The 23,103-nt window shown below is 43.8% G+C and carries 22 protein-coding genes and 1 pseudogene; 6 read left to right on the top strand and 17 right to left on the bottom strand.

Features of this window, described 5'->3' with window-relative positions; all coding sequences use genetic code 11:
* Nucleotides 1–174: 174 nt before the first annotated feature.
* The 10 genes from B2863_RS12100 to B2863_RS12055 all read right to left on the bottom strand — a co-directional run bounded on the left by B2863_RS12100 (nucleotide 175) and on the right by B2863_RS12055 (nucleotide 9,262).
* Entirely contained in the window at nucleotides 175–672 is a 498-nt protein-coding gene (locus B2863_RS12100; RefSeq protein ID WP_102090972.1) for a CvpA family protein, read from the bottom strand.
* 30 nt (nucleotides 673–702) lie between these two features.
* Nucleotides 703–1,737 (bottom strand): quinone-dependent dihydroorotate dehydrogenase, encoded by a 1,035-nt coding sequence (locus tag B2863_RS12095; RefSeq protein ID WP_296211013.1) that lies wholly within the window; start codon nucleotides 1,735–1,737, stop codon nucleotides 703–705.
* A gap of 214 nt (nucleotides 1,738–1,951) precedes the next feature.
* On the bottom strand, nucleotides 1,952–2,353 hold the full coding sequence (locus tag B2863_RS12090; protein WP_227526596.1) for a DUF4870 family protein: 402 nt from the start codon (nucleotides 2,351–2,353) through the stop codon (nucleotides 1,952–1,954).
* A gap of 224 nt (nucleotides 2,354–2,577) precedes the next feature.
* On the bottom strand, nucleotides 2,578–3,147 hold the full coding sequence (gspM, locus tag B2863_RS12085; RefSeq protein ID WP_296211010.1) for a type II secretion system protein GspM: 570 nt from the start codon (nucleotides 3,145–3,147) through the stop codon (nucleotides 2,578–2,580).
* Between the two features lie 32 nt (nucleotides 3,148–3,179).
* Nucleotides 3,180–4,451 carry a type II secretion system protein GspL gene (gene gspL, locus B2863_RS12080; protein ID WP_296211007.1) on the bottom strand — a complete coding sequence of 424 codons (1,272 nt, stop codon included), beginning with the start codon at nucleotides 4,449–4,451 and terminating at the stop codon, nucleotides 3,180–3,182.
* A 191-nt stretch (nucleotides 4,452–4,642) separates the two neighbouring features.
* On the bottom strand, nucleotides 4,643–5,101 hold the full coding sequence (gene sixA / locus B2863_RS12075) for a phosphohistidine phosphatase SixA (RefSeq protein ID WP_296211004.1): 459 nt from the start codon (nucleotides 5,099–5,101) through the stop codon (nucleotides 4,643–4,645).
* 57 nt (nucleotides 5,102–5,158) lie between these two features.
* A complete protein-coding gene (locus tag B2863_RS12070; protein ID WP_290177809.1) occupies nucleotides 5,159–6,451 on the bottom strand; it encodes an NAD(P)H-dependent glycerol-3-phosphate dehydrogenase in 1,293 nt (430 codons plus the stop codon).
* 126 nt (nucleotides 6,452–6,577) lie between these two features.
* Nucleotides 6,578–7,246, bottom strand: coding sequence for a nitroreductase family protein (locus B2863_RS12065; RefSeq protein WP_296211001.1), 669 nt, complete (start codon nucleotides 7,244–7,246; stop codon nucleotides 6,578–6,580).
* Nucleotides 7,247–7,368: 122 nt separating this feature from the next.
* A complete protein-coding gene (gene zapE, locus B2863_RS12060) occupies nucleotides 7,369–8,469 on the bottom strand; it encodes a cell division protein ZapE (RefSeq protein ID WP_296210998.1) in 1,101 nt (366 codons plus the stop codon).
* Nucleotides 8,470–8,602: 133 nt separating this feature from the next.
* A complete protein-coding gene (locus B2863_RS12055) occupies nucleotides 8,603–9,262 on the bottom strand; it encodes an alpha/beta hydrolase (protein ID WP_261868888.1) in 660 nt (219 codons plus the stop codon).
* Nucleotides 9,263–9,564: 302 nt separating this feature from the next.
* On the opposite strand from B2863_RS12055, the gene B2863_RS12050 reads away from it, so the two are divergent.
* The 3 genes from B2863_RS12050 to xseB all read left to right on the top strand — a co-directional run bounded on the left by B2863_RS12050 (nucleotide 9,565) and on the right by xseB (nucleotide 12,139).
* On the top strand, nucleotides 9,565–9,933 hold the full coding sequence (locus B2863_RS12050; protein WP_296210987.1) for a hypothetical protein: 369 nt from the start codon (nucleotides 9,565–9,567) through the stop codon (nucleotides 9,931–9,933).
* A gap of 369 nt (nucleotides 9,934–10,302) precedes the next feature.
* Complete coding sequence (gene xseA / locus B2863_RS12045) at nucleotides 10,303–11,835, top strand: exodeoxyribonuclease VII large subunit (RefSeq protein WP_296210985.1); 1,533 nt, start codon at nucleotides 10,303–10,305, stop codon at nucleotides 11,833–11,835.
* Nucleotides 11,836–11,893: 58 nt separating this feature from the next.
* Nucleotides 11,894–12,139, top strand: coding sequence for an exodeoxyribonuclease VII small subunit (gene xseB / locus B2863_RS12040; RefSeq protein ID WP_296210982.1), 246 nt, complete (start codon nucleotides 11,894–11,896; stop codon nucleotides 12,137–12,139).
* Nucleotides 12,140–12,221: 82 nt separating this feature from the next.
* On the opposite strand, the gene pncB is transcribed toward xseB, so the two are convergent.
* The 4 genes from pncB to B2863_RS12020 all read right to left on the bottom strand — a co-directional run bounded on the left by pncB (nucleotide 12,222) and on the right by B2863_RS12020 (nucleotide 18,582).
* Nucleotides 12,222–13,448 carry a nicotinate phosphoribosyltransferase gene (gene pncB, locus B2863_RS12035; RefSeq protein WP_296210980.1) on the bottom strand — a complete coding sequence of 409 codons (1,227 nt, stop codon included), beginning with the start codon at nucleotides 13,446–13,448 and terminating at the stop codon, nucleotides 12,222–12,224.
* Nucleotides 13,449–13,719: 271 nt separating this feature from the next.
* Nucleotides 13,720–14,631, bottom strand: coding sequence for an ATP-binding cassette domain-containing protein (locus B2863_RS12030; protein ID WP_296210978.1), 912 nt, complete (start codon nucleotides 14,629–14,631; stop codon nucleotides 13,720–13,722).
* An 84-nt stretch (nucleotides 14,632–14,715) separates the two neighbouring features.
* On the bottom strand, nucleotides 14,716–16,644 hold the full coding sequence (locus B2863_RS12025; RefSeq protein ID WP_296210976.1) for a glycine betaine ABC transporter substrate-binding protein: 1,929 nt from the start codon (nucleotides 16,642–16,644) through the stop codon (nucleotides 14,716–14,718).
* 453 nt (nucleotides 16,645–17,097) lie between these two features.
* Nucleotides 17,098–18,582, bottom strand: coding sequence for a coniferyl aldehyde dehydrogenase (locus B2863_RS12020; RefSeq protein WP_296210973.1), 1,485 nt, complete (start codon nucleotides 18,580–18,582; stop codon nucleotides 17,098–17,100).
* Nucleotides 18,583–18,988: 406 nt separating this feature from the next.
* Here B2863_RS12020 and lipB point away from each other — a divergent pair, with 406 nt between their 5' ends.
* From lipB to B2863_RS12005, 3 genes are all read left to right on the top strand, one after another.
* The gene (lipB, locus tag B2863_RS12015; RefSeq protein WP_296210971.1) at nucleotides 18,989–19,813 is read left to right on the top strand and encodes a lipoyl(octanoyl) transferase LipB; all 825 of its coding nucleotides are present in this window, start codon (nucleotides 18,989–18,991) and stop codon (nucleotides 19,811–19,813) included.
* Between the two features lie 194 nt (nucleotides 19,814–20,007).
* Nucleotides 20,008–20,538, top strand: coding sequence for an inorganic diphosphatase (locus B2863_RS12010; protein ID WP_057759479.1), 531 nt, complete (start codon nucleotides 20,008–20,010; stop codon nucleotides 20,536–20,538).
* Nucleotides 20,539–20,695: 157 nt separating this feature from the next.
* A complete protein-coding gene (locus tag B2863_RS12005) occupies nucleotides 20,696–21,160 on the top strand; it encodes a hypothetical protein (RefSeq protein ID WP_296210968.1) in 465 nt (154 codons plus the stop codon).
* Between the two features lie 147 nt (nucleotides 21,161–21,307).
* Here the strand turns inward: B2863_RS12005 and B2863_RS12000 are convergent, their stop codons facing one another.
* The 3 genes and pseudogenes from B2863_RS12000 to B2863_RS11990 form a co-directional block, all read right to left on the bottom strand.
* Complete coding sequence (locus tag B2863_RS12000) at nucleotides 21,308–22,123, bottom strand: sulfite exporter TauE/SafE family protein (RefSeq protein ID WP_296210966.1); 816 nt, start codon at nucleotides 22,121–22,123, stop codon at nucleotides 21,308–21,310.
* Between the two features lie 113 nt (nucleotides 22,124–22,236).
* The gene (locus tag B2863_RS11995) at nucleotides 22,237–22,752 is read right to left on the bottom strand and encodes a flavin reductase (RefSeq protein WP_296210963.1); all 516 of its coding nucleotides are present in this window, start codon (nucleotides 22,750–22,752) and stop codon (nucleotides 22,237–22,239) included.
* 105 nt (nucleotides 22,753–22,857) lie between these two features.
* A pseudogene (locus tag B2863_RS11990) lies at nucleotides 22,858–23,103 on the bottom strand (methionine synthase); the annotation flags it as partial.

Below are 23,103 nucleotides of genomic sequence, written 5' to 3'. Positions count from 1 at the left end.
TATATTGCTAAAATCACTCACTGTCGCACGCCGCTAACCTGATGATATTGTAAGAAACTTAACGAGATTTTTCGATAATCTATGTTTGATTATCAGTGAAACGTGCAAAAACTTAGAAGTATAGAAAGAAGTAAAATAATGGACAGTTAGATAAAATAATAGGCAATTAAACAATTACGACTGATTGACCTGATCCCAAGCCATGCCCAATACGTCCGATACTAGAGCCTTGCCCATCGGTGCATATGGCATTAGCTCAGGCGCTAGTACTGAGGTTTGCCACTGCGGCATCTGCACTAGCAATGGCGCACTGACGCTCAATACAACCAAGACCATTAGTACGTTTTTGGCAGCACCCAGTACGCCGCCTGCCATTTTGTCCAAAACGCCCAAACGTAAGGTTTTAAGCACGCCTGAGAATACAAACGCCATCAGATGCATGACTGCCAATATGGCAATCACTACCAATAAAAAAGCCATGGCCATCTGTAATACAGGATTTTGTACGATACCCGTTAATTGGGGCGACACTACTCCTGCCAACCTAGTAGCAGCGATAAGAGCGATAAACCAACCTACCAAACCTATTGCTGTTTTAATCAGTCCTACTTGAAAGCCGCGCCATAAGCCAATCAAGACAACGATAGCAATCACAATATCTAAACCACTCATGCTTTACGCCTTATTACCTTATTTATTGGGTTAGCTTTCCATGGCATCGTAATAGCCACCGATTGCCTGAATGCAAGACTGCACCAGCCCAGGCCCACGGTAAATAAGCCCTGTGTAGAGCTGTACCATGTCTGCGCCTGCTTCGATTTTTTTGACGGCTTTGGCACCACTATCGATACCGCCTACGCCTATCAAAGCGACTTTACCATCTAACTGATCAGAGAACTGTTGCAAAATCTGAGTACTAATATGACTCACAGGACGACCGGATAGACCACCCATTTGATCACCATCACGCAAGTCTTCGACGCCTACGCGGCTTAGTGTTGTATTAGTCGCTATCAAACCATCAATCTCAAAGTCTATTAATTGCTGCGAGATATAATCAACTTGTAATGGCTCTAAATCTGGAGCAACTTTAAGCACTAATGGGACATAAAAACCATATTCAGTAGCCAACTGACTGTGACGGTTTTTAATCGTATCCATTAACTGAGTCAGCGCTTCACCACTTTGCAAATCACGTAAGTTTTTGGTGTTTGGCGATGAGATGTTGACCGTAATATATGAGGCATGCGGATACACACGCTCTAAGCAATACACATAATCATCGGCGGCTTGCTCTACCGGCGTGTCGGCATTTTTGCCAATATTGATACCGATATTGCCTTTGTATTTACAGCGTTTGACATTCTCGATCAGATAATCAACGCCTTCATTATTAAAACCCATGCGATTGATAATCGCGTCTGCTTGCTTGATTCTAAACAGTCTTGGCTTGTCGTTGCCTACTTGCGGTCTTGGCGTGACGGTTCCTACTTCTATAAAACCAAATCCCAACTCAGCCAACGCGTCAATATAATCGCCGTTTTTGTCCAAGCCTGCTGCCAGACCAACTGGGTTAGAGAACTGCAAACCCATACAGTCTGTTGGTTGCATTGACTGACCATACGCCAAGCCTAAAACACGCGCTTTATGCGCTTTATCCAATAAAGATAGCGTCATCTCATGGGCGTGTTCGGGATCCATATTAAACAAAAAAGGACGAAGTAAGGCATAAGACATAGTGATGGCAGACCCTGCTTGGAAAAAATAGTGAATAAAAAATGCGAATGAAATCGGGCGCAGCGATTATATCAGCTTAACAGAAATAAGAGCAAAGTTTCAGTCGCTAAATTTCTACATTTAAGCAGTAACCAATGCTGATGAGTCTCTGCTACATAACAATGAATTGTCGTTTTCTAAGCTAAAGACATAGCACAAAGGTACTCTTAAACATCTACGGTACTGGACGCCCATCAGTCAACGCAATCCAACCACGTATAATGCGATATAAATGCCAGATGAAGGTAAAGGTCATAATCAGTAAACCAAGCCCAGCCAGTAATATAGAGCCAATAGCGATATTGCCACTATCCGCCAATACGCTAACGCCAAAGCCGCCTAGCGCAAAGGTAATCAAAATGATGCCAATGACGAACCAAACGATACTGTACCAAAAGGTCTTGATTTGCCAATCGAAATGCGTGGCTAACCATGAACCATTAGCATCATGGCGCTTGGCATAATTCATGACAATCGGCACAATCCACAGTAAACCCGCAGTAAAGTAGCTGATCACATATAAGAAATAAGTGATGTGATTATAAGTAATTAACGAACGGCGCTTATCGTTGCTCATACTGTCCCGCATTATGTGAGGTTTTCCTTACTAGTAATATTTTTGTTCGATAGTCATATGATTAACTATTTAATGGAGCCGGATAAATGGCTTTTCAATGATACCAACGATAAAGCTGTATTCTGCTGTCTAATATCGAGTGTCGAGTACTAAGCATACAGTGATATAAGTATCTAAAATTTCTGACATAAGCATCTAAAATATTTATCACAAAATGATGCATTTTAAGAAGTGACCGTTGCTTGTACCTGAATAGATTTATTGGTCAGGTCTTGCTGCATAGATAACTGTGTAAATTGCCAGCCTTGCTGTTCAAGCTTACCCAGTGCAGTGCTGACGACCGCTTGACTAGGATGCGTAAAGCTCAATTGCACTGCATCGCCAGTCGAAACCACCTGAGCATCTGCTATACCTGAGTTATTGAGCAGCGCATTGATACGACTAGCAGGCGGCATATCAACCTCTCCAGTAGCGTTGTTACCAGAATTCAATGCACTACTATCAATATTACCTGCTTGAGCACGCAACCAAAAATAATCCGCCACTTGCTCCTGATAGTCGTTTTTACTATCACTCGCTGCTTGATGAACGCTATAGCCACCATAGCCGCCTATAAACAACAGTAAGAATATAGACAATATAGCTAATGCGAGTTGATCACGGGGAGGTAATGCTTGCCAGCGCGTCGTTAGTACATTCTGATAATTATTCATACGCTCTGACAATACATGAGCCTTAGTACTGGTTGCAGAAACAGCTGCATTACGTTTGGTACGGCGTTGTAATCGTTTCATGTTTTGACCTTTATTACCAATACCTTGATGAGTTACGACGCTGCCGCATTGCTTGCCATGTCGCTGTTTTCTGCAATATTATTTTCTATCACATTAACAGTGACTTGACCACTAAACTGACCTTGCTCATTACTATTCACTTGCGCAAGTTTGGCATTCAAGCCTTGCGCCACCAGTGTGCTTGTGAATTTATCAAGACTACTACGATCTGGGGCAATCAAGGTAAAGCTGAGCGCTGATGGCTGCATTACTAGCGACTGTGCATGCAATGAGGACTGTTTAATTAATGGTGATATGCGTGACAGTGCGGCCATATGCGATGCAGGCGCTTGGCTATCGCTACGCAGTTTTGGTTGCAGCTGTACTTGCAGTTTGGTGCGCGTACTCAGTGGCTCATCAGCAAACCAAGACTGATATTGTGCCGCAATTGCAGTCTTGGTTGCTGCGGTTGCTTCATTATACTTATACCACTGCACACCATCAGTTGCCATTTGCAGCACTAACGCTGATAGCGCAACCATCATTGCCACCCGTAGGTATGGTGATAGTTGTGAGTCAGTAGATTTAATAAAGAAATTAAGCGCGTGACGTTCGGGACTGTCAATTGGCTTAGGTACTGTAGGCAGGGTCGTCAGTAGCAGCTGATGATCAGCGATCAACGCTTTAGTTTGCGCCACTAAATCCATGGGCGATGAGGAATCTAGTGAGTCAAGCGATGCGTCAATAGATGCCTCAATAGAAGGCAGCACCATTACCTCACTCAAATGCGGGAAACGCTCAAACATTAGCGGTAAATAGCTGACGGCCATACCCTGACGCAATGATTGGCGCAGCAGCATGGTCTGCGAATCTTGATAAAGGATTACTTGTTGACCTGCGCCCTCTTCTGGCGGTGGTAACAATAAAAAATCTGGCAGTAACGCTACTATATTCATACCGGCTAGCTGCGCGCTTTGTTGCCATGACTCAATGTCGTTTTGTGCCAGTGCATACAATTGCGTCGTATCAGCATGGCTCAATTGACGGATGTTTAATTGCTCAATAGGCGTTAATGAGGTTTCTTCAAATAAGTATTGCTTGCCGCTATTACCAAGCTGTTTAAGCTGAGCAGCATTGAGCGCCGTGTCCACTTGCAATGCGTGACTCGAGGGAAAATATAGACAAAGCGCCTTTTGGCTACTGGACTTATAGTTACCATAAATTGTTTGCAGCTGTTGCCAACCGTCAACCATTTGCCATTGCTGTACATCTTCGTGCCAGACAGCTAGCGGGCTATGCTGCGCTCGTAACCAAACATGTAACACTGAACGTGTCCTCAATTATTGCTGCGGTTATCAAAATATCGTTAATAACTGATACGGTTTTTGAAATAGCTGGACGATTTTATATGATTGATAAAGGGCTGAACTTTGTACCAGTACCATTTCAAATCCGTCATATCTAATCAATTCTGCTCTAGTAAAGCGTTCCTAATCAAAATATTAGAATATCTAGTCTAATAAGGCTGGTCAGGAACAAAACGATCAACTTCCGTTGCCATGCCAGTCATCACAAATTCCATATCAAACACTCTGGCTTCCGCTAGAGAGAACGACTCTGGATAATCGCCTGTCAGCAATCCCGCGATATAGGCGACGATAGACATATGACAAACAACGACCAAACACTCGGCTTCAATATTGGCAATATCTATCAGAGCTTGGCGCGCATCATCCGAGGGCGTGATATTGTCCTGCACAGATGAGGCGACTTGCGGCGCTCGTGACTGGAACGCAGATAAAGTTTGCTGCGCTCTAATATAAGGGCTAACCACAAAACGATCTGGACGATAGTGAGTAGTCACATACTCTGCCGTTTGCGCTGCTTGCTGCTGACCAAAGTCCGTCAGCTGACGTGCACTATCTGGACGTGTCTCGTCTTCTGCTTGACCATGACGTACTAATATAATTTTCATAACCTTCCTTGGAGCGCTGAGTTCGACTTTCTTAATACTGATTGTCAACGGTGTGTCTTACTTATCAGCATCACTGTCTTTGCTTTTAGTATTGCTACCAGAGGTTTTCATATGAGCGGTAAGTGCTGCATTGCTATGATCATGCGCCATGACAAACTCAACATCGCTACGGAACCCAGCTTCCATTAGATGTAGCGCAACGCCTAGAGCGGCCTTGTCCTCATAAATAACTGCATAGAGCGCATGAGTAATTGGCATATAGATACCCGCTTTGGTCGCCTTTTCATGTACTTGCTGAATGGTATTTACCCCTTCAGCGGTCTGGCCAAGCTTTTTGACCGCGGCATCAATACTCATACCGCGACCGAGCATATTACCGATACGATAGTTACGACTCAGCTCTGAGCTACAAGTGGCGTACAAATCACCTACCCCTGATAAGCCCAAGAAAGTGAGCGGATTGGCGCCTTCCTCAACGCCAAAACGACTCATTTCTGCCAAAGCACGAGTAAGAATCATCGCTTTAGTATTCTCACCTACTTCATAAGCTGCCGCCATCCCCATAGCAATTGCATAGATGTTTTTTAGCGCGCCGCCAAGCTCGACGCCGCGTATATCATCACTAGCAAATACTCTAAAGAAGGCACTATGTAATGCTGCTTGTACGGCATGACGTAATGGCTCTGACTCACTTGCGATAACCGTGGCAGACGGCATATTTTTCATGATTTCGATAGCAAGGTTCGGCCCTGACATGACACCAAAGTTCACTTCTGGCAGCACTTCTTTGATGATATCGCTCATCATCGCAAAGGTGTCTTTTTCCATACCTTTGGTCAACGATACAATGGACTGACCACTGATAAAAGGTGCGATGTTTTTTAGCGTCTCGCGAAAGGCCAAACCTGGCACAGCGATAAAAATAATGTCTTTATCTTTGACGCTTGCCGCCAAATCATGGCTGTATTTCAGTCGATCATCAAGCTTATAGCCTGGTAGATACTTTTTATTGGTTTGTGTTTTTGCCATCGCTTTTACGGTACGCTTATTACGTACCCACAGCGTAGTATCACAGCCATTACGTGCGGCTAAATTTGCCATTGCCGTACCAAAGCTACCACCACCTAAAAACGCCAAACGCAGCTTGGTTGGATTGCTATGAATGTCGGCCATATCCTTTGCCACAGCCGATTCAACAGGGCTAGGATTTGACTTTTTACGGCCGAGACCTGACTTGGTTGCTCGCTCAAAAATACCTGCAAGCATACCGTTCTGTTTTTCAGACGACTCTTTGTCCGTTTCATTATTAGCACTGGTGTTGTTTTTATTACTATTGTTAGGGCTTGTCATGTTCTTTTATCCGTGTTGACTGACGTATTATCAATAGAATCTATCGTGCTCAGCTACTGGCCTCATTATCTTTAAATTACAACTTTGTGAAATTATAATCTTATTAATAGACAGTACTGAGCTACATTACGACTCGAAGCGAACTAACGATTCGATATCAATAGGTTTGCGTTTGGACTCATCCTTGGGACTTGTGCCAGTATAAACAAAAGCGGTCACATAATCATCTGCGCCTACGCCGAAATACGCTTTTACTGCAGGCTCATTGCATAGCAGCCCAGTGCGCCAAACCGTACTAAACCCTTGAGCTTTTAATGCCAAGATTAGATTTTGCACAGCAGCGCCCGCACTGAGCATCTGCTCAAAAGGTGGTACTTTTTTGTGTTCTTGCATTTGAGTCACAGCCGTTATGATCAGCGGCGCTCGCAATGGCATATTTTGAGTTTTAGTGATGGTTTTTTCAGACAACTCTTCGCCATCTTGTAGCGCTTTTGCTTGGGCAGCTTCGAGCAAGGCACGGCCTAATTCATGGCGCGCCTCACCTTGCGTCACGATAAACCGCCACGGACGCAATTTTTTATGATCTGGCGCAGTTGCCGCACATTCAATGGCAGATTCAATCTGCGCACGCGTCGGTGCTGGCTCATCTAGATTGCCCATACTGCGTCTTGAATTAATCCAACCTATCAGCTCGTCACTGGTAGATGAGATATCATTCGCTGCTACGTTCTTCACAGACAGTTTTTTGTCTTCTATTTTTTGGCTTTCATTATCAACATTGTCAGTTGTAGTCATTGTTTTGTCCTTAATTTATTATTATCTATCACTACTTATTATTTATAATATCATTTTCTTATTTTTTAACAGCTATAGAGCAGTTGAGAGCTACACATAGGCAGTCTCAACTCAGCGATAAACTACGCAACATCTTCGACTCGGTGGTCCATGCGTAGGTAGTCCTCTGACTGCATCTCAAGCAGACGTGAGCGAGTACGCTCAATCTCAAACGCCAACTTCTCTCCTTGATACAGTTCTAGAATCGGCTGCTCTGCCCGTACCAATAATTTTACACGGCGATCATAAAACTCATCGACAAGATAAATAAAGCGGCGCGTTGGATCACGCAAGTCGTCATCTAGTGCTGGCACAGAGTCGACTAAAACGGTGCTAAAGCGTTTGGCAAGCTCAATAAAATCAGCGGCTGATCGCGGCGCCATACAAAGATGACGGAAGTCACAGAATAAGATATCTTCGGTACAAGCGTTGATTTTTACTTCTCGTCCATTGATAATAATGGGCTCTTTACTGATTTTCTGATTATTTGACAAGCTCGCAAAACGGTTGGCTAACCAATGGTAGTTCGCCTTAGTAAGCGGCGCTTCGTATAATTCAGCTTGCTGCAATACGCGCAGACGATAATCAATTCCCGAGTCAATATTCATGACCGTCGTATGACGCTCAACTTCCGCAATGGCAGGCATAAAACGGTCACGATGTAAGCCATCTTTATACAATCCAGCTGGTTCAATGTTTGAAGTAGCAACCAAAGTAATACCGCGATTGAACAGCATAGTGAACAAATCGCCCAATATCATGGCATCAGAGACGTTAGAAACAAAAAACTCATCAAAACAGATGATAACCGCTTCTTTATAAATAATATCAGCGACTTTTTCGAGTGGATCGCTCTCACCTTGCAGTTTGTTAAGCTCTCTATGGACACGCTGCATAAAATGATGGAAATGCAGACGCATCTTGCGCTCGATGGTCAACGAGTCATAAAACATGTCCATCATCCACGTTTTACCGCGGCCAACACCGCCCCACATATAAAGGCCCGTTGGCGCGACTGGCTTAGATTTTAAAAAGCCAAAAAAACCTTTCTTTTGCGGTGCGCTATTGATGAGCTGATGGTATATCTCATCAAGATAGCTCATGGCCTGAAATTGCTGCTCATCCCGAGTAAACTCATCTGTACTGACGGCTTTCTCGTAACGTTGCAATGGAGATAAACTCATAATACGACTCATCGTTGGATTAAATAAATATCAAAATAGTAGGATAATTTAGCACAGTGCTGGTGCTACCAAGCAAGCCATGCTAAACCATATCAAAACGGAAACCATCAAGCTGAGCTAGCTATGAATAAACTTAGCTGTCCTGCCCAAAGCTATGCTTGTCTAATAAACCCTTGAGCTCTGATAAGCGACCATGGAAGAAATGACCCGCGCCATCAACCACGCTGACTTCAATGCCTAATCGGTCTGCAAATGCCTGCATATTGTCAGGTTCAATCACCTCATCCGCATTACCATAAATCTCAAAAGTTCTATCCGCAGGCAAATTAATATCAGTACTGTCGTTTTTTTCGACTGATGGTGCGATAAGGGCAATTTTCGTTACTTCAAAGTCATCCAGTCCCCATATATGTGCGGCTTCAAGCACTTGCTCAGCCACGCGTGCAGTAACATAGCCACCAAAAGAAAAGCCACCCAGCCATAGCTTTCGAGCATTGGTTTGTTCAGCAATCCATTGTAGCACGGTCATTGCATCGACCACTTCACCTTCCGCATAATCATGCTCGCCTGTCGATTGGCCAACGCCGCGAAAGTTAAAGCGCACCACGTGCATACCATTATCACGGGCAAAGCGATACATGGTGGTGACCACTTTGTTATTCATCGTACCATCAAACAAAGGATTGGGATGGCACAGCAGCGCCACCGTGTCTGTACTTGGGTCATTGGGATTGTCATTTTGCCACAGTGCGTCAACCTCGAGCACGCCAGCAGGAGCAGGAATCAATTGCATAGTATTACTTATTAATAAAAAATGAATGGCTCAATTATCCTAGATACAATTTATATTTCAAGTGATTTGCTGTGTACGGATGCGACTTGTTTTATTTTTGGTCAATAACGGTTGTCTGCCGTTTTGGAATATTGCTGTTCTTGAAGTTTTAAATTGATTTATATCTAGGGCATGGTTCATCGGCAATATACCGGTAATACAGCACACAATAACTGTCTAGACAGGTAATATCTAGATAAGCTACATTCATAAAGCTTTGCCTATAGCTAAGACGTTCTGCTTATATAAATCAGGAATTATTTATGAATACTTTTAATAAAACTGCCAGTTTGACGGCTACGTTAGTGGTTGCACTTGCTTTGAGCGCCTGTCAGAGTACGCCTTCTTCACCCGTGATTCAGCGTGCCAACTCTATCTATGAGACAACCGGTATCGCTGATACCAAGGTCAAAGCACAACAAAATGCGATCGATAGTGCTCAAAAAACTTGTCGAAGCAAGCAAGTGATTATCGTTGATGACAACGTAAAATATAACGGTATCTTAAACGAACGCACTGGCCGTATGGTTGGCCAAGTAGGTGCTGTCGTTGGCTCGATATTTGGCACGGGTACACCAGATTTGTCACGTAGCGATGATTATGAATACACCATTAACTTCCGTTGCCAATAAATATCGTCCATATCATATAAATCAGATACAGTGTCAGGCTCACTCAGCCTACTATTTGTAGCACTTTCACTTGCCCTCCTTGTATCTAAATTATCTCGAACCGACTATATCTAGCTAAAAATATATATCTACTTTTCTCTACACGACAATCTCTTTTAGACGCAAACAGGTTTACGATCTAACCGCTAACATGAAGTGACATACAATCGTCCTCTGATTAAACAGCCAACAAACTGCGATATAGATAATATATCAATCAAAGCTTGTTGGCTTCGCTTTTTGTACTCTCTTTTTTAAGTTAAACTATCCGCTACGTATTCAGCACATCCTCGTCAGTCTTTATATTTTCATTATCTTTGGTCTAATATTATGCGCAAACCCAATCTTTCAAATATTAAACAGGCCAAAGTATTAGCACCTGCCAAAGATTTGGCTACCTTGGAAGCGGAACTCGCTGAGCAGGAAGACCATCTAGAGGATACGGTCCTACGCCTAAGTGATTACTTGTCAGCGGTTGAAATGGTCATCAAACAAACTTTTGACCACCGTGTATGGGTAAAAGCTGAAATTCGTAATCTGTCGAGTAAAGGTGGTCATTACTACTTTGAACTGGCAGAAAAAGATGACGATGGCAAAGTGGTCGCCAGCTGCCGTGGCAATCTCTGGCGTTTCAAAGCTGCTCGTGTATTAGCTAAGTTTGAACGTGCGACTGGTATGCCGCTTGAGCGTGATTTGACCGTACTTCTTAAAGTATCGGCAGGGTTCCATGCTCAGTACGGCTTTTCAATCACCATTGAAGATATTGATCCTAGCTATACGCTAGGCGACTTGGCACGGCAGTATGCAGAAATGGTTGACCGCTTAACAGGTGAAGGGCTATTACATCTTAATCAGCAGCTACCTGCTCCTTTTGATATCGAGCATGTGCTGGTCATCGCTCCTGAAAAGGCGGCTGGACTAGGAGATTTTCAAGCAGATGCCGATCGCTTAGCCAGTACAGGTGCGTGTCAGTTCCACTACCATAATGCAACCTTTCAGGGCAATCATGCACCCGCTGAAATCCGTCAAGCCATCGTTAGCGCCCAGCAGCAGTTTTACGATACTTATCAACGCCTACCAGACTTACTAGTCATCATTCGCGGCGGCGGTGCGGTTGGTGATTTGGCTTATCTCAATGATTATGAGTTGGCAGCTTTGGTTGCTGAGCAGCCTGTCCCTGTCTGGGTGGGTATCGGTCATGAACGTGACAAAGTCATCTTAGATGAAGTCGCTCATACTAGCTTTGATACACCCTCAAAGGTGATTGCTGCTATCTATAGCCACTTGGCCCAGCTCGTCACTCAGACGCTACAATATCAGGCACAAATCAAGCAAGCGGCTCAGCGTCAATTGAATACTGCTGAGCAACAAACTGCGCGACAGTTAAGTCAAATACAATCGCAAACGATTGGGCAGCTCACCGCTCTACGAAAAGACAGTGACTATGCATGGCGCAGTATTCAACAAAGTGCCCAGCGCCAAGTAAAGCAAGCCGTCAGACTGACGGCTGAGCGATACACACAAACGCAAACCTTGGCGCATCAACAACTTGTAAAAGCCGCTACCAATAGCAAAAGTTATCAAGAGTCAATCATGCAAAACGCGCAACAGCAAATTGTGCAAGCACAGCGTGATAGCGAACATCTACGTGATATTGTGCTATTACATCGACCGTCTCGCGTGCTTAAGCAAGGCTATACCATGCTCACGGATGCTCAAAACAAGCAGACGCTCACTAGTAGTACCCAACTGTATCCTGAGCAAACCGTTAATATCATTTTAAAAGATGGCAACGCAAAAGCGCAGATTATAGATGTCAATATGGATAAAGAAGCGACGGAAACTTCAGGCACTCCAACTTGACCACATAATAATATCTAACGATTACTCATCTACTTACCTTTAAAAACTAGGAAATTTTATGACTACCCCTACTCGCCGACGCAAAAAAGCCGCCCCAAAAACCTTTAAGGCGGCTTACGATATCTTAAAAACCAATGCGGCTGAACTACAGCAACAGGACGAGCCTGATATTGATAATCTCATGACAACGGTCGAAGAATCTATTGCCGCTTATCGCGTTTGCGAGACTCGTATCAATGCTGTACAGCAAGCACTAGATGTGGCCTTTGCCGAAGAAAAATCTACCAGCAGTGTTGATAGTTAAAAAGACAGCCACTAAATAGCAGCTGATTAGTCAAACCAAGCGCATCAAGCTCATTTGGCAACGCAACAGTTTGATATTCTGTTTACTCTGGTTCGTCAACCTCAAAGACTTGGCGCAGATAGGCAAGATACGTGTCATTATTGATCATGGTCTTGCCTGGGCTATCAGACAGCTTGGCGACTGGCTGACCATTACACTCTACCAATTTGAGCACGATATTAATCGGCGTGATGCCCATATCATTGGTCAAATTGGTGCCAATACCAAAGCTAGTTCTAATGCGACCTTTAAAGTATTGATGCAGCTCCCACGCCTTCTCTAAATCCAACCCATCGCTAAAAGTTAGAATCTTGGTTTTTGGATCTATCTTTAGCTTCTCATAATGGGCAATCGCCTTATCGCCCCAAATATAAGGGTCGCCGCTATCATGACGTAACCCATCAAACAGCTTAGCAAAATACAAATCGAAATCACGTAAGAACGCATCCATGCCGACTACGTCTGTCAATGCAATACCCAAGTCGCCACGGTACTCATGTACCCATGCTTCAAGTGCGGCCTTTTGTGAATCACGCAGACGCACATCTAATGCCTGAAACGCTTGCATAAACTCGTGCGCCATTGTGCCTATTGGTGTCATCCCTAATTGCTTGGCCAAATACACGTTTGATGTACCACCGACTATCTTTGGCTCAGCTTTATGTAGCGTCTCTACAACATGTGCTTGCCAGCGTCGACTAAAACGTCTACGCGTGCCAAAATCAGCAACTATAAATGGCGGCATATCCTGACCGTACTGAGCTTGCTTTTCGGCGTACTGATGTAATAGCGCTACTTTTGCATCGAGGCGACGTTGTCCTTCTTCAATCACGCTGTCATTAGATAGCGCATCAAAATACAGCTCATTGACAATGGCTAGTACGAATACTTCAAAGAACATTGCTTGAATCATCGGCCCTTCGATATCGATAAACAAGCGACCTTTATCGTCTGTACTTACCGTAATAAAACGTCGTTTTAGCTTAAACAATTCTAGATAATCAACGAAATCTGAGCGAATAAAGCGTAAGCTACGCAAGTACTCGAGCTCATCTGGCAAAAATCGCAATTCGCATAAGCTGTCTAGTTGCTGCTCTAGATCTTTTTGGATATCAGCCAATGGATAGGCGGCATCTTTGTTATTACGGCAGCGAAAGCGATAAACACCATGGGTTTGCGGGAACTGATGCAGCATGGCTTGTAACATCGTAAATTTGTACAAATCATTATCAAGCAATGAAGTAATAATAGGTGCATAAGAAGCGGTCATGCTATGGCCTTAAAAGTGCAAAATAAGAAACAAACGTCATTTGATAGACAAAGCGACATCATATGTGGACGATAAACAATACACGCTCATTCATTATGAGCCATCGATAAACCGTTCAGTATAACGAAGTTTGGTATTTATTTCAGAATTCACTTTTGATTGCTGAAAAATGACGTCGAAATGCCAGTAAAATGATTGCAATTATTTAAACCATTTATAAAATAACGTATAAGTCTATCCAGACAACCTATTCATAGATGATTATCATAGCTTACGCTTTTGCACTCATAAACTGCTCGACGTAGTCATCAGCAGGATTGTGTCGCAACTCGCTTGGCGTCCCCGTTTGTATGAGTCGACCACCATTTAGCATACTGATACGCTGACCTACTTTGACAGCTTCATCGATATCATGGGTAATAAATACGATGGTCTTGTTCAATCGCTCTTGCAATTCGAGTAATTGGTCTTGCAACTGGGCGCGAATGAGCGGATCAAGTGCAGAGAACGCTTCATCCATTAGCAAAATTGGATTATCCGTCGCTAAGGCACGAGCCAGACCAACGCGCTGCTGCATACCGCCTGATAGCTCATCAGGGTAGCTGTTTTCCAAATTCGATAGACCAACTTCATTGAGCCAATGTCGCGCCGTTTCATGTCGCTCGTTTACACTCATTTTTCGAACACGCAGCCCATAAGCGACGTTTTGTATGACCGTCATGTGCGGCACTAAACCGAAATGCTGAAAAACCATACTGACGGTCTGCTGACGATAATGCTGCAACTGCTTATCGTTGAGCGCTAAAATATTAATAGCCGTAGCAGAACTCTCTTCTACTACCGTACTTGTATTAGCTGTCGCTGATTGCCTATCAGTCATTGTATGAGTCGCATGTTCTCTATTCAGAGCAGTATCTACCCATATCTCGCCACTGGTTGGATCTATCAAGCGGTTAATATGGCGTATCAGCGTTGACTTGCCAGAGCCTGATAGCCCCATAATACAATGCAACTCGCCTGCCTTGATATCTAGATTGATATCATAAAGACCAACTGAATAGCCCGTTTGCTCTTTTACTTTGATGCTATCCATACCCTCAGCCAGCAATGCCAATGCAGACTGTGCTTGCGTGCTACTGGCGTTATAAATCTTACTGATATTTTTTAGTTGAATATGATTCATCGGTGCTCTCACTATTTACGTGGTTTTATCATTATGGCTTCGGTCGATTACCATGGGTTCAATCGTATACCACTAGATAATTTTTTATCCAATCGGACGTCTGCCTGCTTCGATGGTTTTTTGACGGGTACGCTTACCTTGACCAAATGCTTGCGTAATACGGTCAATGATAATAGCAACAATAACGATGGCCGTACCTGCTTGTAGACCCTGACCGATATTGAGCGTTTGGATAGACTGCAATACATCTTCACCAAGCCCAGGAGCACCAATCATTGAGGCCAATACCACCATGGCAAGTGACATCATCACAGCCTGATTGATACCTGCCATAATACTGGGCAACGCTTGTGGCAATTTAATCCAGAGAAGTAGCTGTAAATGGGTACTACCAAAAGAGCGTCCTGCCTCGACCATTTCATGATTGACTTGTGTAATCCCTAATGTCGTTAAACGAATCAAGGGCGGCAGTGCATAAATCACAGTCGCGAATAACGCAGGCACTTTACCAATACCAAACAGCATCAGCACTGGTATAAGATATACAAAACTCGGCATAGTCTGCATGATATCTAGCACTGGCGTCACAATCTTGCGTAGCAGTTTGCTACCTGACATAGCAATACCAATAGGAATACCAATCACCACCGTGACCAGTACCGATACGATAAGCAGCGCTAAAGTATCAATCAGTGCGCCCCATAAGCCAAAAGCACCTATCAAAAACAGCCCTGCACCACATGCCAGCGCGAACCAAATCTTGCGAACACCAAACCAGCCAAGCACAGTCACAAATGCAATAATCAGCCAAGGTGGGATAACCGTTAATAATCGCTCAATAGGTAGTAGCAAATAAGTAAGCGCCATCGTGCTAATAGTACGGAATACATCGCCATAGTTTTGAACAACGTTTGCTAAAGTATTATTGAGTGGGGTCTCAAGCGACCATGAAGGAAAGCTTGAGGCGAGCGCTGACGCATTGATACTAGATGCAGTTGCTTTTGTAGAGATAGCATCCGTTGAGCTAAGGCCTAACTTAGTAGCAAGATTGGTAGCGGCTTCATCGGATAACCATGCTTGCCAAACCTCTGGGTTGTCACGCAAAAACACCATGGCTTGCTCATCGCCAGTGCGTTTACTTTCGCTCATTTCCAAGATAGCACCGTTGAGCTCATCAGAGGTAAATTGCACCTTTTCAAAGACAGCTGCTAGTTCAGGATTAGATTCGACAAACGGGGTAGAAATAGCAATACCTAACGGTGACACTGGGAATCCTGAAACGCAATCCATCTTACCATCAGCGAGCAGCAGATTTTGCCAGCAAGCATCCTCATAAGCTGGGAACTCTAACGCTGCAAGGTCATATTTTGCCATTAGCCCAGTGGGCTGCCAGTAGTAAAACAACAGTGGCTTATGCTGTTCAAAAGCGGAGGCAATTTCGGCATCGAGAGCAGCACCCGTACCAGGGTGTGCGTTGTTAAAAAGGCTGTCTAGACCGGTGGTTTTTAGCAAACGTGTGTTAAAAATCTCACACGTCCAACCAGAGGGACAGTTCATAAAGCGTGATCTACCAGGATCTTCAGGGTCTTTAAATAGCTCAGTATATTTAGGCAAATCTTGATAGCTGCGAAGTCCTGGGTTTTCTTCCAAGACGTATCGCGGGACATACCAGCCTTGAGTTGCACCACCTTTTAGCGTATCGCCGATGATGGCTACTTTATTTTGTTCAATGGCTTTTTCCATGATTGGCGAGCGACCAACCCACTGCTCCCCGATGACCTGAATATCGTTCTGTGATAGCGCTGTATCAAGTGCAGGCCCTGCTCCTGGTACTTCCTCTACCGTACAACCGTATCCATCTTCTAAGATATGTCTGAGTACGCCGGAGGTAAACTGCCCACTCTCCCAGGTTAGCGCTCCAAATTTAATCGGCGAGTTGCAGGCTGCAGACGCCGATACAGGCAGTAGTATCACGCTCATCCACAGCAAGCTTAATGCAATCCATTGGCGCATACTCTTTCCTATTATTATGTTGTATCGGCATGAAATCACTATCAAAACAATAGAACTAAAAAATAGCTGAACGTCGCTATATCAAGTTTACCAATACTGGCTCTAGACCATTCAGCTACTATCTACTGTTGTTTAGACTTACTACAAAGTGTAGCGATTTATAGAAGTGATGACAAACGCTTATTTGTCGATTAACGCATTAGATAAATTTACGATAATTTTGATAAAGCTCTTATGACAAGTCGCTCTTAATTTTAGAAATTTATATTTGAGAAGTCATATTTTAGACAAAAAAATAGCACCTATCTGGATAGGTGCTATTGGTTATGATATCGATTAAAAAGGTCACTATTACTTTCTATAGCTATTAGAAAACGTTTACTTCGAAAATAGTTACTTTAAAGACAATTATTTTAAGAGCTGTTATCTTAAAGACCTTTCTTTCAAGAACAGTTATTTTAAAAACAGCGCCATCGCCTTTTTAAACAGTCCACCGTAAGGCGGCAATAATAAATTCAGACCATTGAGCTTGGTTTGGACAAAAACCGGCTTCATATGGCTGAGACGTTCAAAACCAGCCTTACCATGATATGCGCCAGTACCAGAGTCACCCACACCACCAAACGGCAAGTCATGCTGAGCGACATGTATCAAAACTTCGTTGATACATAAGCCACCCGAGACCGTATTATTACGCACATTTTCGATACTGCTGTAGTTGTCACTAAACACATATAGTGCCAATGGCCGTGGACGCGAGTTCACAAAGTAAATGGCATCATCAAGCGTCTCATAATGCATCAGTGGCAAAATCGGGGCAAAAATCTCATTTTGCATAAGGTCGCTGTCAGGCGCAGGTTCGCTGACGATGACTGGTGGCATTAGACGGGTTTCGATATTAGGCTCAACGGTAGTTAATGCATGTACCTCGCCGCCTGTTAACGCATCTAGATAGCCTTTTACCCGTTTGAACTGCTCACCATTAATAATGCGAGAATAATCTGGGTTTTCTTCGATATCAGGATAATGCTTGGTCATCCACTCTTTTGCAAGTTGGATGAACTGGTCATGGTATTGGCGCTGAATCAAGACATAATCTGGCGCAATACATGTCTGTCCCGCATTTAGTGTCTTACCCATCATCACACGATTAACGACAGACTCTAGATTGACATCATCTAGTACGATCACTGGTGATTTACCACCAAGCTCAAGCGTCACTGGCGTTAGATTTGGCGCAGCAGCAGCCATGACCTTTTTGCCCACCGCAGTCGATCCGGTATATAGCAGATGGTCGAATGGTAGCTCACTAAAGGCGGCAGCAATCTCGACTTCACCGAGCACCACACAGATCATATCTGGCGAAAAATAACGAGCAATAGCGTCAGCAAACGTCTGAGCAAATTGCGGCGCAGCTTCACTCATCTTGACCATAATACGGTTGCCTGCGGTGATTGCATCAATCATCGGGCCAATTGCTAAAAATAATGGATAGTTCCAAGGCACCATAATACCGACCACACCCAATGGCTGAGGCTGAATTTCATTATGGGCTGGCATATACAGCGCTGAGATAGGCGCACGATGGGCTTTCATCCACTTTTTGCCGTGTTTCTTGGCGTGGCTGATACCAGTAAAACTAGGAAACAACTCAGCAAACTGAGTCTCTGATTGGCTACGATAGCCAAAATCTGCACTAATCGACTTTGCAAAACTCTCTTGGTTGTCACTCAGCATCACTTCTAGATTATCTAGCTGCGTCGTACGAGTGCCCCAATCATTGATTGGCTGGGTACGGCTTAACATTTGCAAGCGTGAAAATTGCGCTTTCATCTCATCGATAGTCGTCGCCGTACTTAGGGCTTCAGGCACACGCTGCAGCGCAAAACCTGTCTCGGTCACTGCCTGCTCATGGGCGCTTCGGTTGCTATCTGTCATTTGTCTTCCTTGTCATAATCATAGTAATAGTCATAAGGTTTGTAGTCACTACAGTATATTGGGTTAGAGGCTCTATCTTTCTAGTCAGGTGCACTCTTTGATAACCTACTCTGACTATAAATTTCATCAGATTCCATTCATCACACTTTAATGTAGCGCATCGACTGAGCAATGAACAGCACCTTTGGTTGACTACTGCGTCTGTACTAGCAGCACCGCTATGAACCACTTGCCACTGTTCTATACTTATTATTTCGTCATCAATTGCTAGCTGTTTGCTATCAGAATTTACGCCACTTGCAGACATTACGACAGTATATATCTTTGGGCGATAGTCGCCAAAACTGCTACACTACCGATGAGCATTATTTATTTTAAACTTGATAATAATAAGACAGATACTCTCATGCAAAATGACACACAACCACTCAATGATACGCTTGTCAGCAAATCTCTATCAGCGGCCGATTATGTCCCTACTCTCGATGCGATGCTAGCACGCACCCTCGAACGTATCGATCTAAAAAAACAACAAGGGCTGCGTACACCTGATGAATTGTGGATTGTCGATCATAACGACGTCTACACGCTTGGACAGGCAGGCAAAGAAGAACACATATTACAGCGTACTGACACGCCTATCATCAAGACCGATCGCGGTGGTCAAGTGACATGGCATGGTCATGGGCAGTTAGTGATCTATTGGTTGTTTGACTTGGACAGTCTCAAATGGAGTGTGCGCAATCTCGTCTCCCATGCTGAGCAAGCGATAGAAGACGTCATCAATGACTGTTTGCGTAGCTCACCATCTAGTAGCGACAATATCAGTGCTCATGCACGCCGCGATGCCCCAGGTGTCTACTTATATGCAGATACTGCTGCAACAGATGACCGCACCTCTACAGATGATAACTCTCTTGATAATCAGATCATGCTTGGCAAAATGGCCTCGCTAGGCTTTAAAATTAAGCATGGCTTCAGCTACCATGGTATTGCGATTAATCTAAATTGTGACCTGTCTTCATTTAACGCCATCAACCCTTGTGGCTATGCCGGCATGCAGATGTTGCGACTGTCTGATTTTGTAGCCATGCAGACAGATTCAGAGGCCCAGTCTAAACAGCAAATGAGCGATTCATTCAGCTATGAGACAGTCACTCAAAAACTTATTGATAACATCGCCAAGCGTCATGCTGGACTGATTGAGTTGCGAGCTATCGCGCCCAAGTAAATTTTGAGCCTATTTTTGCATAATCTTTTTTTGCATAATATCTTGCACGCTTAGACTTAAGCATTAAGAGAAAATTCAGTACAAACTTGCTATAATCGCATGCAGTACAAATCGGACGCAGCAACTATCCTTGCTGTCTCCCTAGCTCAACCCCTTATTCAAACATTTAAAACAAAAGCAAATTGGAGCATTTTATGGCAGATTTTAACAAAATTTTGGACGCAGGCGACGTAGACGGCGGCATCATCAACGTAGTAGTAGAGATCCCAGCTGGTAGCAGCCATAAAATTGAGTGGAATCGCGAATTAGCAGTATTTGAGCTTGACCGTATTGACCCACAGATTTTTGCTAAACCTTGTAACTATGGCTTCATCCCGCAAACACTTGACGAAGACGGCGATGAGCTTGACGTATTGCTATTGACTGAACAGCCATTACCGACTGGTATTTTCTTAAAAGCCAAAGTTATCGGCGTGATGAAGTTTGTTGATGATGGCGAAGTAGATGACAAAATCGTTGTTGTCCCTGCTGACGACCGTGACACAGGCAATGCTTACAACAGCTTAGAAGACCTACCAAAGCAGTTGATCAATCAATTAGAGTTCCATTTCAGTCATTATAAAGACCTGAAAAAAGCTGGTACGACGGTTGTTGAATCTTGGGGTGATGTTGCAGAAGCGAAAGAAGTTATCAAAGAGTCTATCCAACGCTGGAAAGATCTATAATTATCAAATATTGGCAAAAATGCCGATAACGATAAATAATAAAATACCGCAGTCACCATAGTGGCCGCGGTATTTTTTTGCTTGAACATTGCTTATCCAACATGGTTATAATGAGCATATAACTCATTTACACTTGTGCGCCGTAATAAGGACAGTCATGTTTAACCCCGACCCTAGCACGAAGCCGGTCAATACCAAGTTGCCAAAAGACGTCATTATGATGGTCGAAAAAAACAACCTAGTAATGGCTATCAAAACTTTGGCGGCAGACGAAAACATCAGTATGGATGAAGCCAAAAGTAGAATTGATGCTTATGAGACCCAGCTAAAGGTAAAGCAACAACAGAAGCTCAATACCATCGCTAGTAAACAAGGCATTCCAAATCAAGCCATTAGTTTTGATAGAGAGCAAGAGGAAGAAGAGCCTGGACCATTGGTAAAAAACCGTGTTAAAACGACTAAGCAGAGCCAAGGGTTTAAAGGGCTGCAAGATGGTGTCGATAGTCAGTTGAATGACTTAGGCTACAAGAAACCTCTACTACCTTATTGGCTAAAACGACTGCTCGTCATTGCTGTCTTGATGATAGGAATATTTTGGATATTATGGCGAGTATTTGGTTAAGTGATTTAGCTAAATAAGAAACTGGCTCGACATATTCCCCATACAGCTACATACCGATTAGCTATAATTTAAGAATGCAGCTAGTCGGTATGCTAATTGAAAACCTGCTTCTAAAATATCTCACAGCGTTCATTAATCTCAAATCACTTAGAGCAATCCTTTATATAAGAAGTAACAGCCTACGACGGTCAACAGTACTGCAAAGCATTTTTTCAGCAACTGCGGCGATAATGCATGAGCGACTTTTGCGCCTAGCTTGGCGGTGAAAAAGCTCATAATGCTAATGCCTAAAAAAGCATAGATATGAACAAAGCCAATCGTATTGGGCACGTCGACTTGAGCTTGCATGCCAAAGAACATAAACCCTAGCGCACCTGCAATGGCGATAGGCAATCCACATGCGGCTGAGGTTCCAACGGCTTTTTGCATAACCACACCGTAACGCGTGAGATAAGGTACGGTTAAGCTACCACCGCCAATCCCAAAAATAGCAGAAGCGATACCGATACCCGCCCCTGCTGCTAATTGCTTAGGTTTTGAGGGCAAAGCTATATGGACATTACCAGCATCGCTATCTGCTTTCTTTTTACCACCCATAAACATTTTATAAGCGACCCAAAGCAAAAACACACCAACAATCAACTGGAGATATAACCCAGATATCTGTCCTGCTATCCCTGCCCCTAAAAAACAGCCTATTACTAAACCTGGCGTCAGATTTTTAAAGACAGGCCACATGACTGCGCCTTTCTTGTTGTGCGCCATGAGCGAGCTTATGGACGTGACAATAATGGTCGCCAGTGAAGTACCCAAGGCCAAATGCATAATAGTGTCAGGACTGTAACCCATTTGCGTAAAGACGATAAATAGCAGTGGTACGATAATAGTGCCACCGCCTACTCCAAATAGCCCCGCAGCAAATCCTGCTAGCGCCCCTATTATTAAAAAAGTTATTAATTCCACAGGATAGTTACTTCTTATTTAGATTTAATGAGATGATAATTATAGTTAAACGACTGCTTAATGTTGAACGAGCAATAGCCCATAGGCTCAGGGGTTGGACTATAAATACTGGATTAAATAAGTTCCACTTGCCCTACTCTAGAGTAGGCACGATTGAAGTAAACCAACCCTTCATCAGTTCCGCCTTGTGGCTCAGCCTGATTGATGGCGACAACGCGGCACATAAAGACGCTATGTGTGCCGACTTCTTGAATTTGTTCAATCTCACAATCAAAGCTGACCAAGGCATCCTCCAACACAGGAGCGCCTGTTTGTAATTGTATCCAAGAACCATATGCAAACCGTTCTTCTGAACACAATTTAGAGGCAAAAGCACTGGACAGCTGCTCATGTTGCGCGCCTAACACATTGACACTTAAAATCTTGTTTTCCAGAAAGTAGCTATGTGACCGAGACGTTTGATTCATACAGACAAGCAAAGTCGGCGGTGTGTCTGTGACACTACATACTGCCGATGCTGTAAACCCATGCATGCCCGTCGCGCCTGATGTGGTTACCACATTGACCGCAGTCGTTAGCAAAGACATGGCATCTCTAAAGTCGGTCGCGTCAATCCTATCTTTAATCATTGCTTCCATCCTGAGAAACGTTAAAAAATAACGTTAAAAAATTGTGCTTCAATTTTAGTTTTGCAAGGGGAATTCTTTAAATAGAATTTCCTAAACGGCTAAACTCTAAGCAGTCAGTTCTTGACGAACGATTTGAGCACCAGCGCTTAAGGCTGCGAGCTTACCACGTGCGACTTGGCGAGACAAAGGTGCCATGCCGCAGTTGGTCGCAGGATACAGCTTATCAGCATCGACAAATTGTAGCGCTTTGCGTAGCGTATCTGCCACCTCTTCTGGTGTCTCGATAGTGTTGGTTGCCACATCAATGGCACCGACCATCACCTTTTTACCGCGAATCAATTCAATCAGATC

This window comes from Psychrobacter sp. UBA3480 (genome assembly GCF_002377945.1).
In the GTDB taxonomy this organism is placed as follows: domain Bacteria; phylum Pseudomonadota; class Gammaproteobacteria; order Pseudomonadales; family Moraxellaceae; genus Psychrobacter.
The sequence above is the reverse complement of the archived record's forward strand: the minus strand, read 5'-3'. Positions and strand labels throughout refer to the sequence as shown.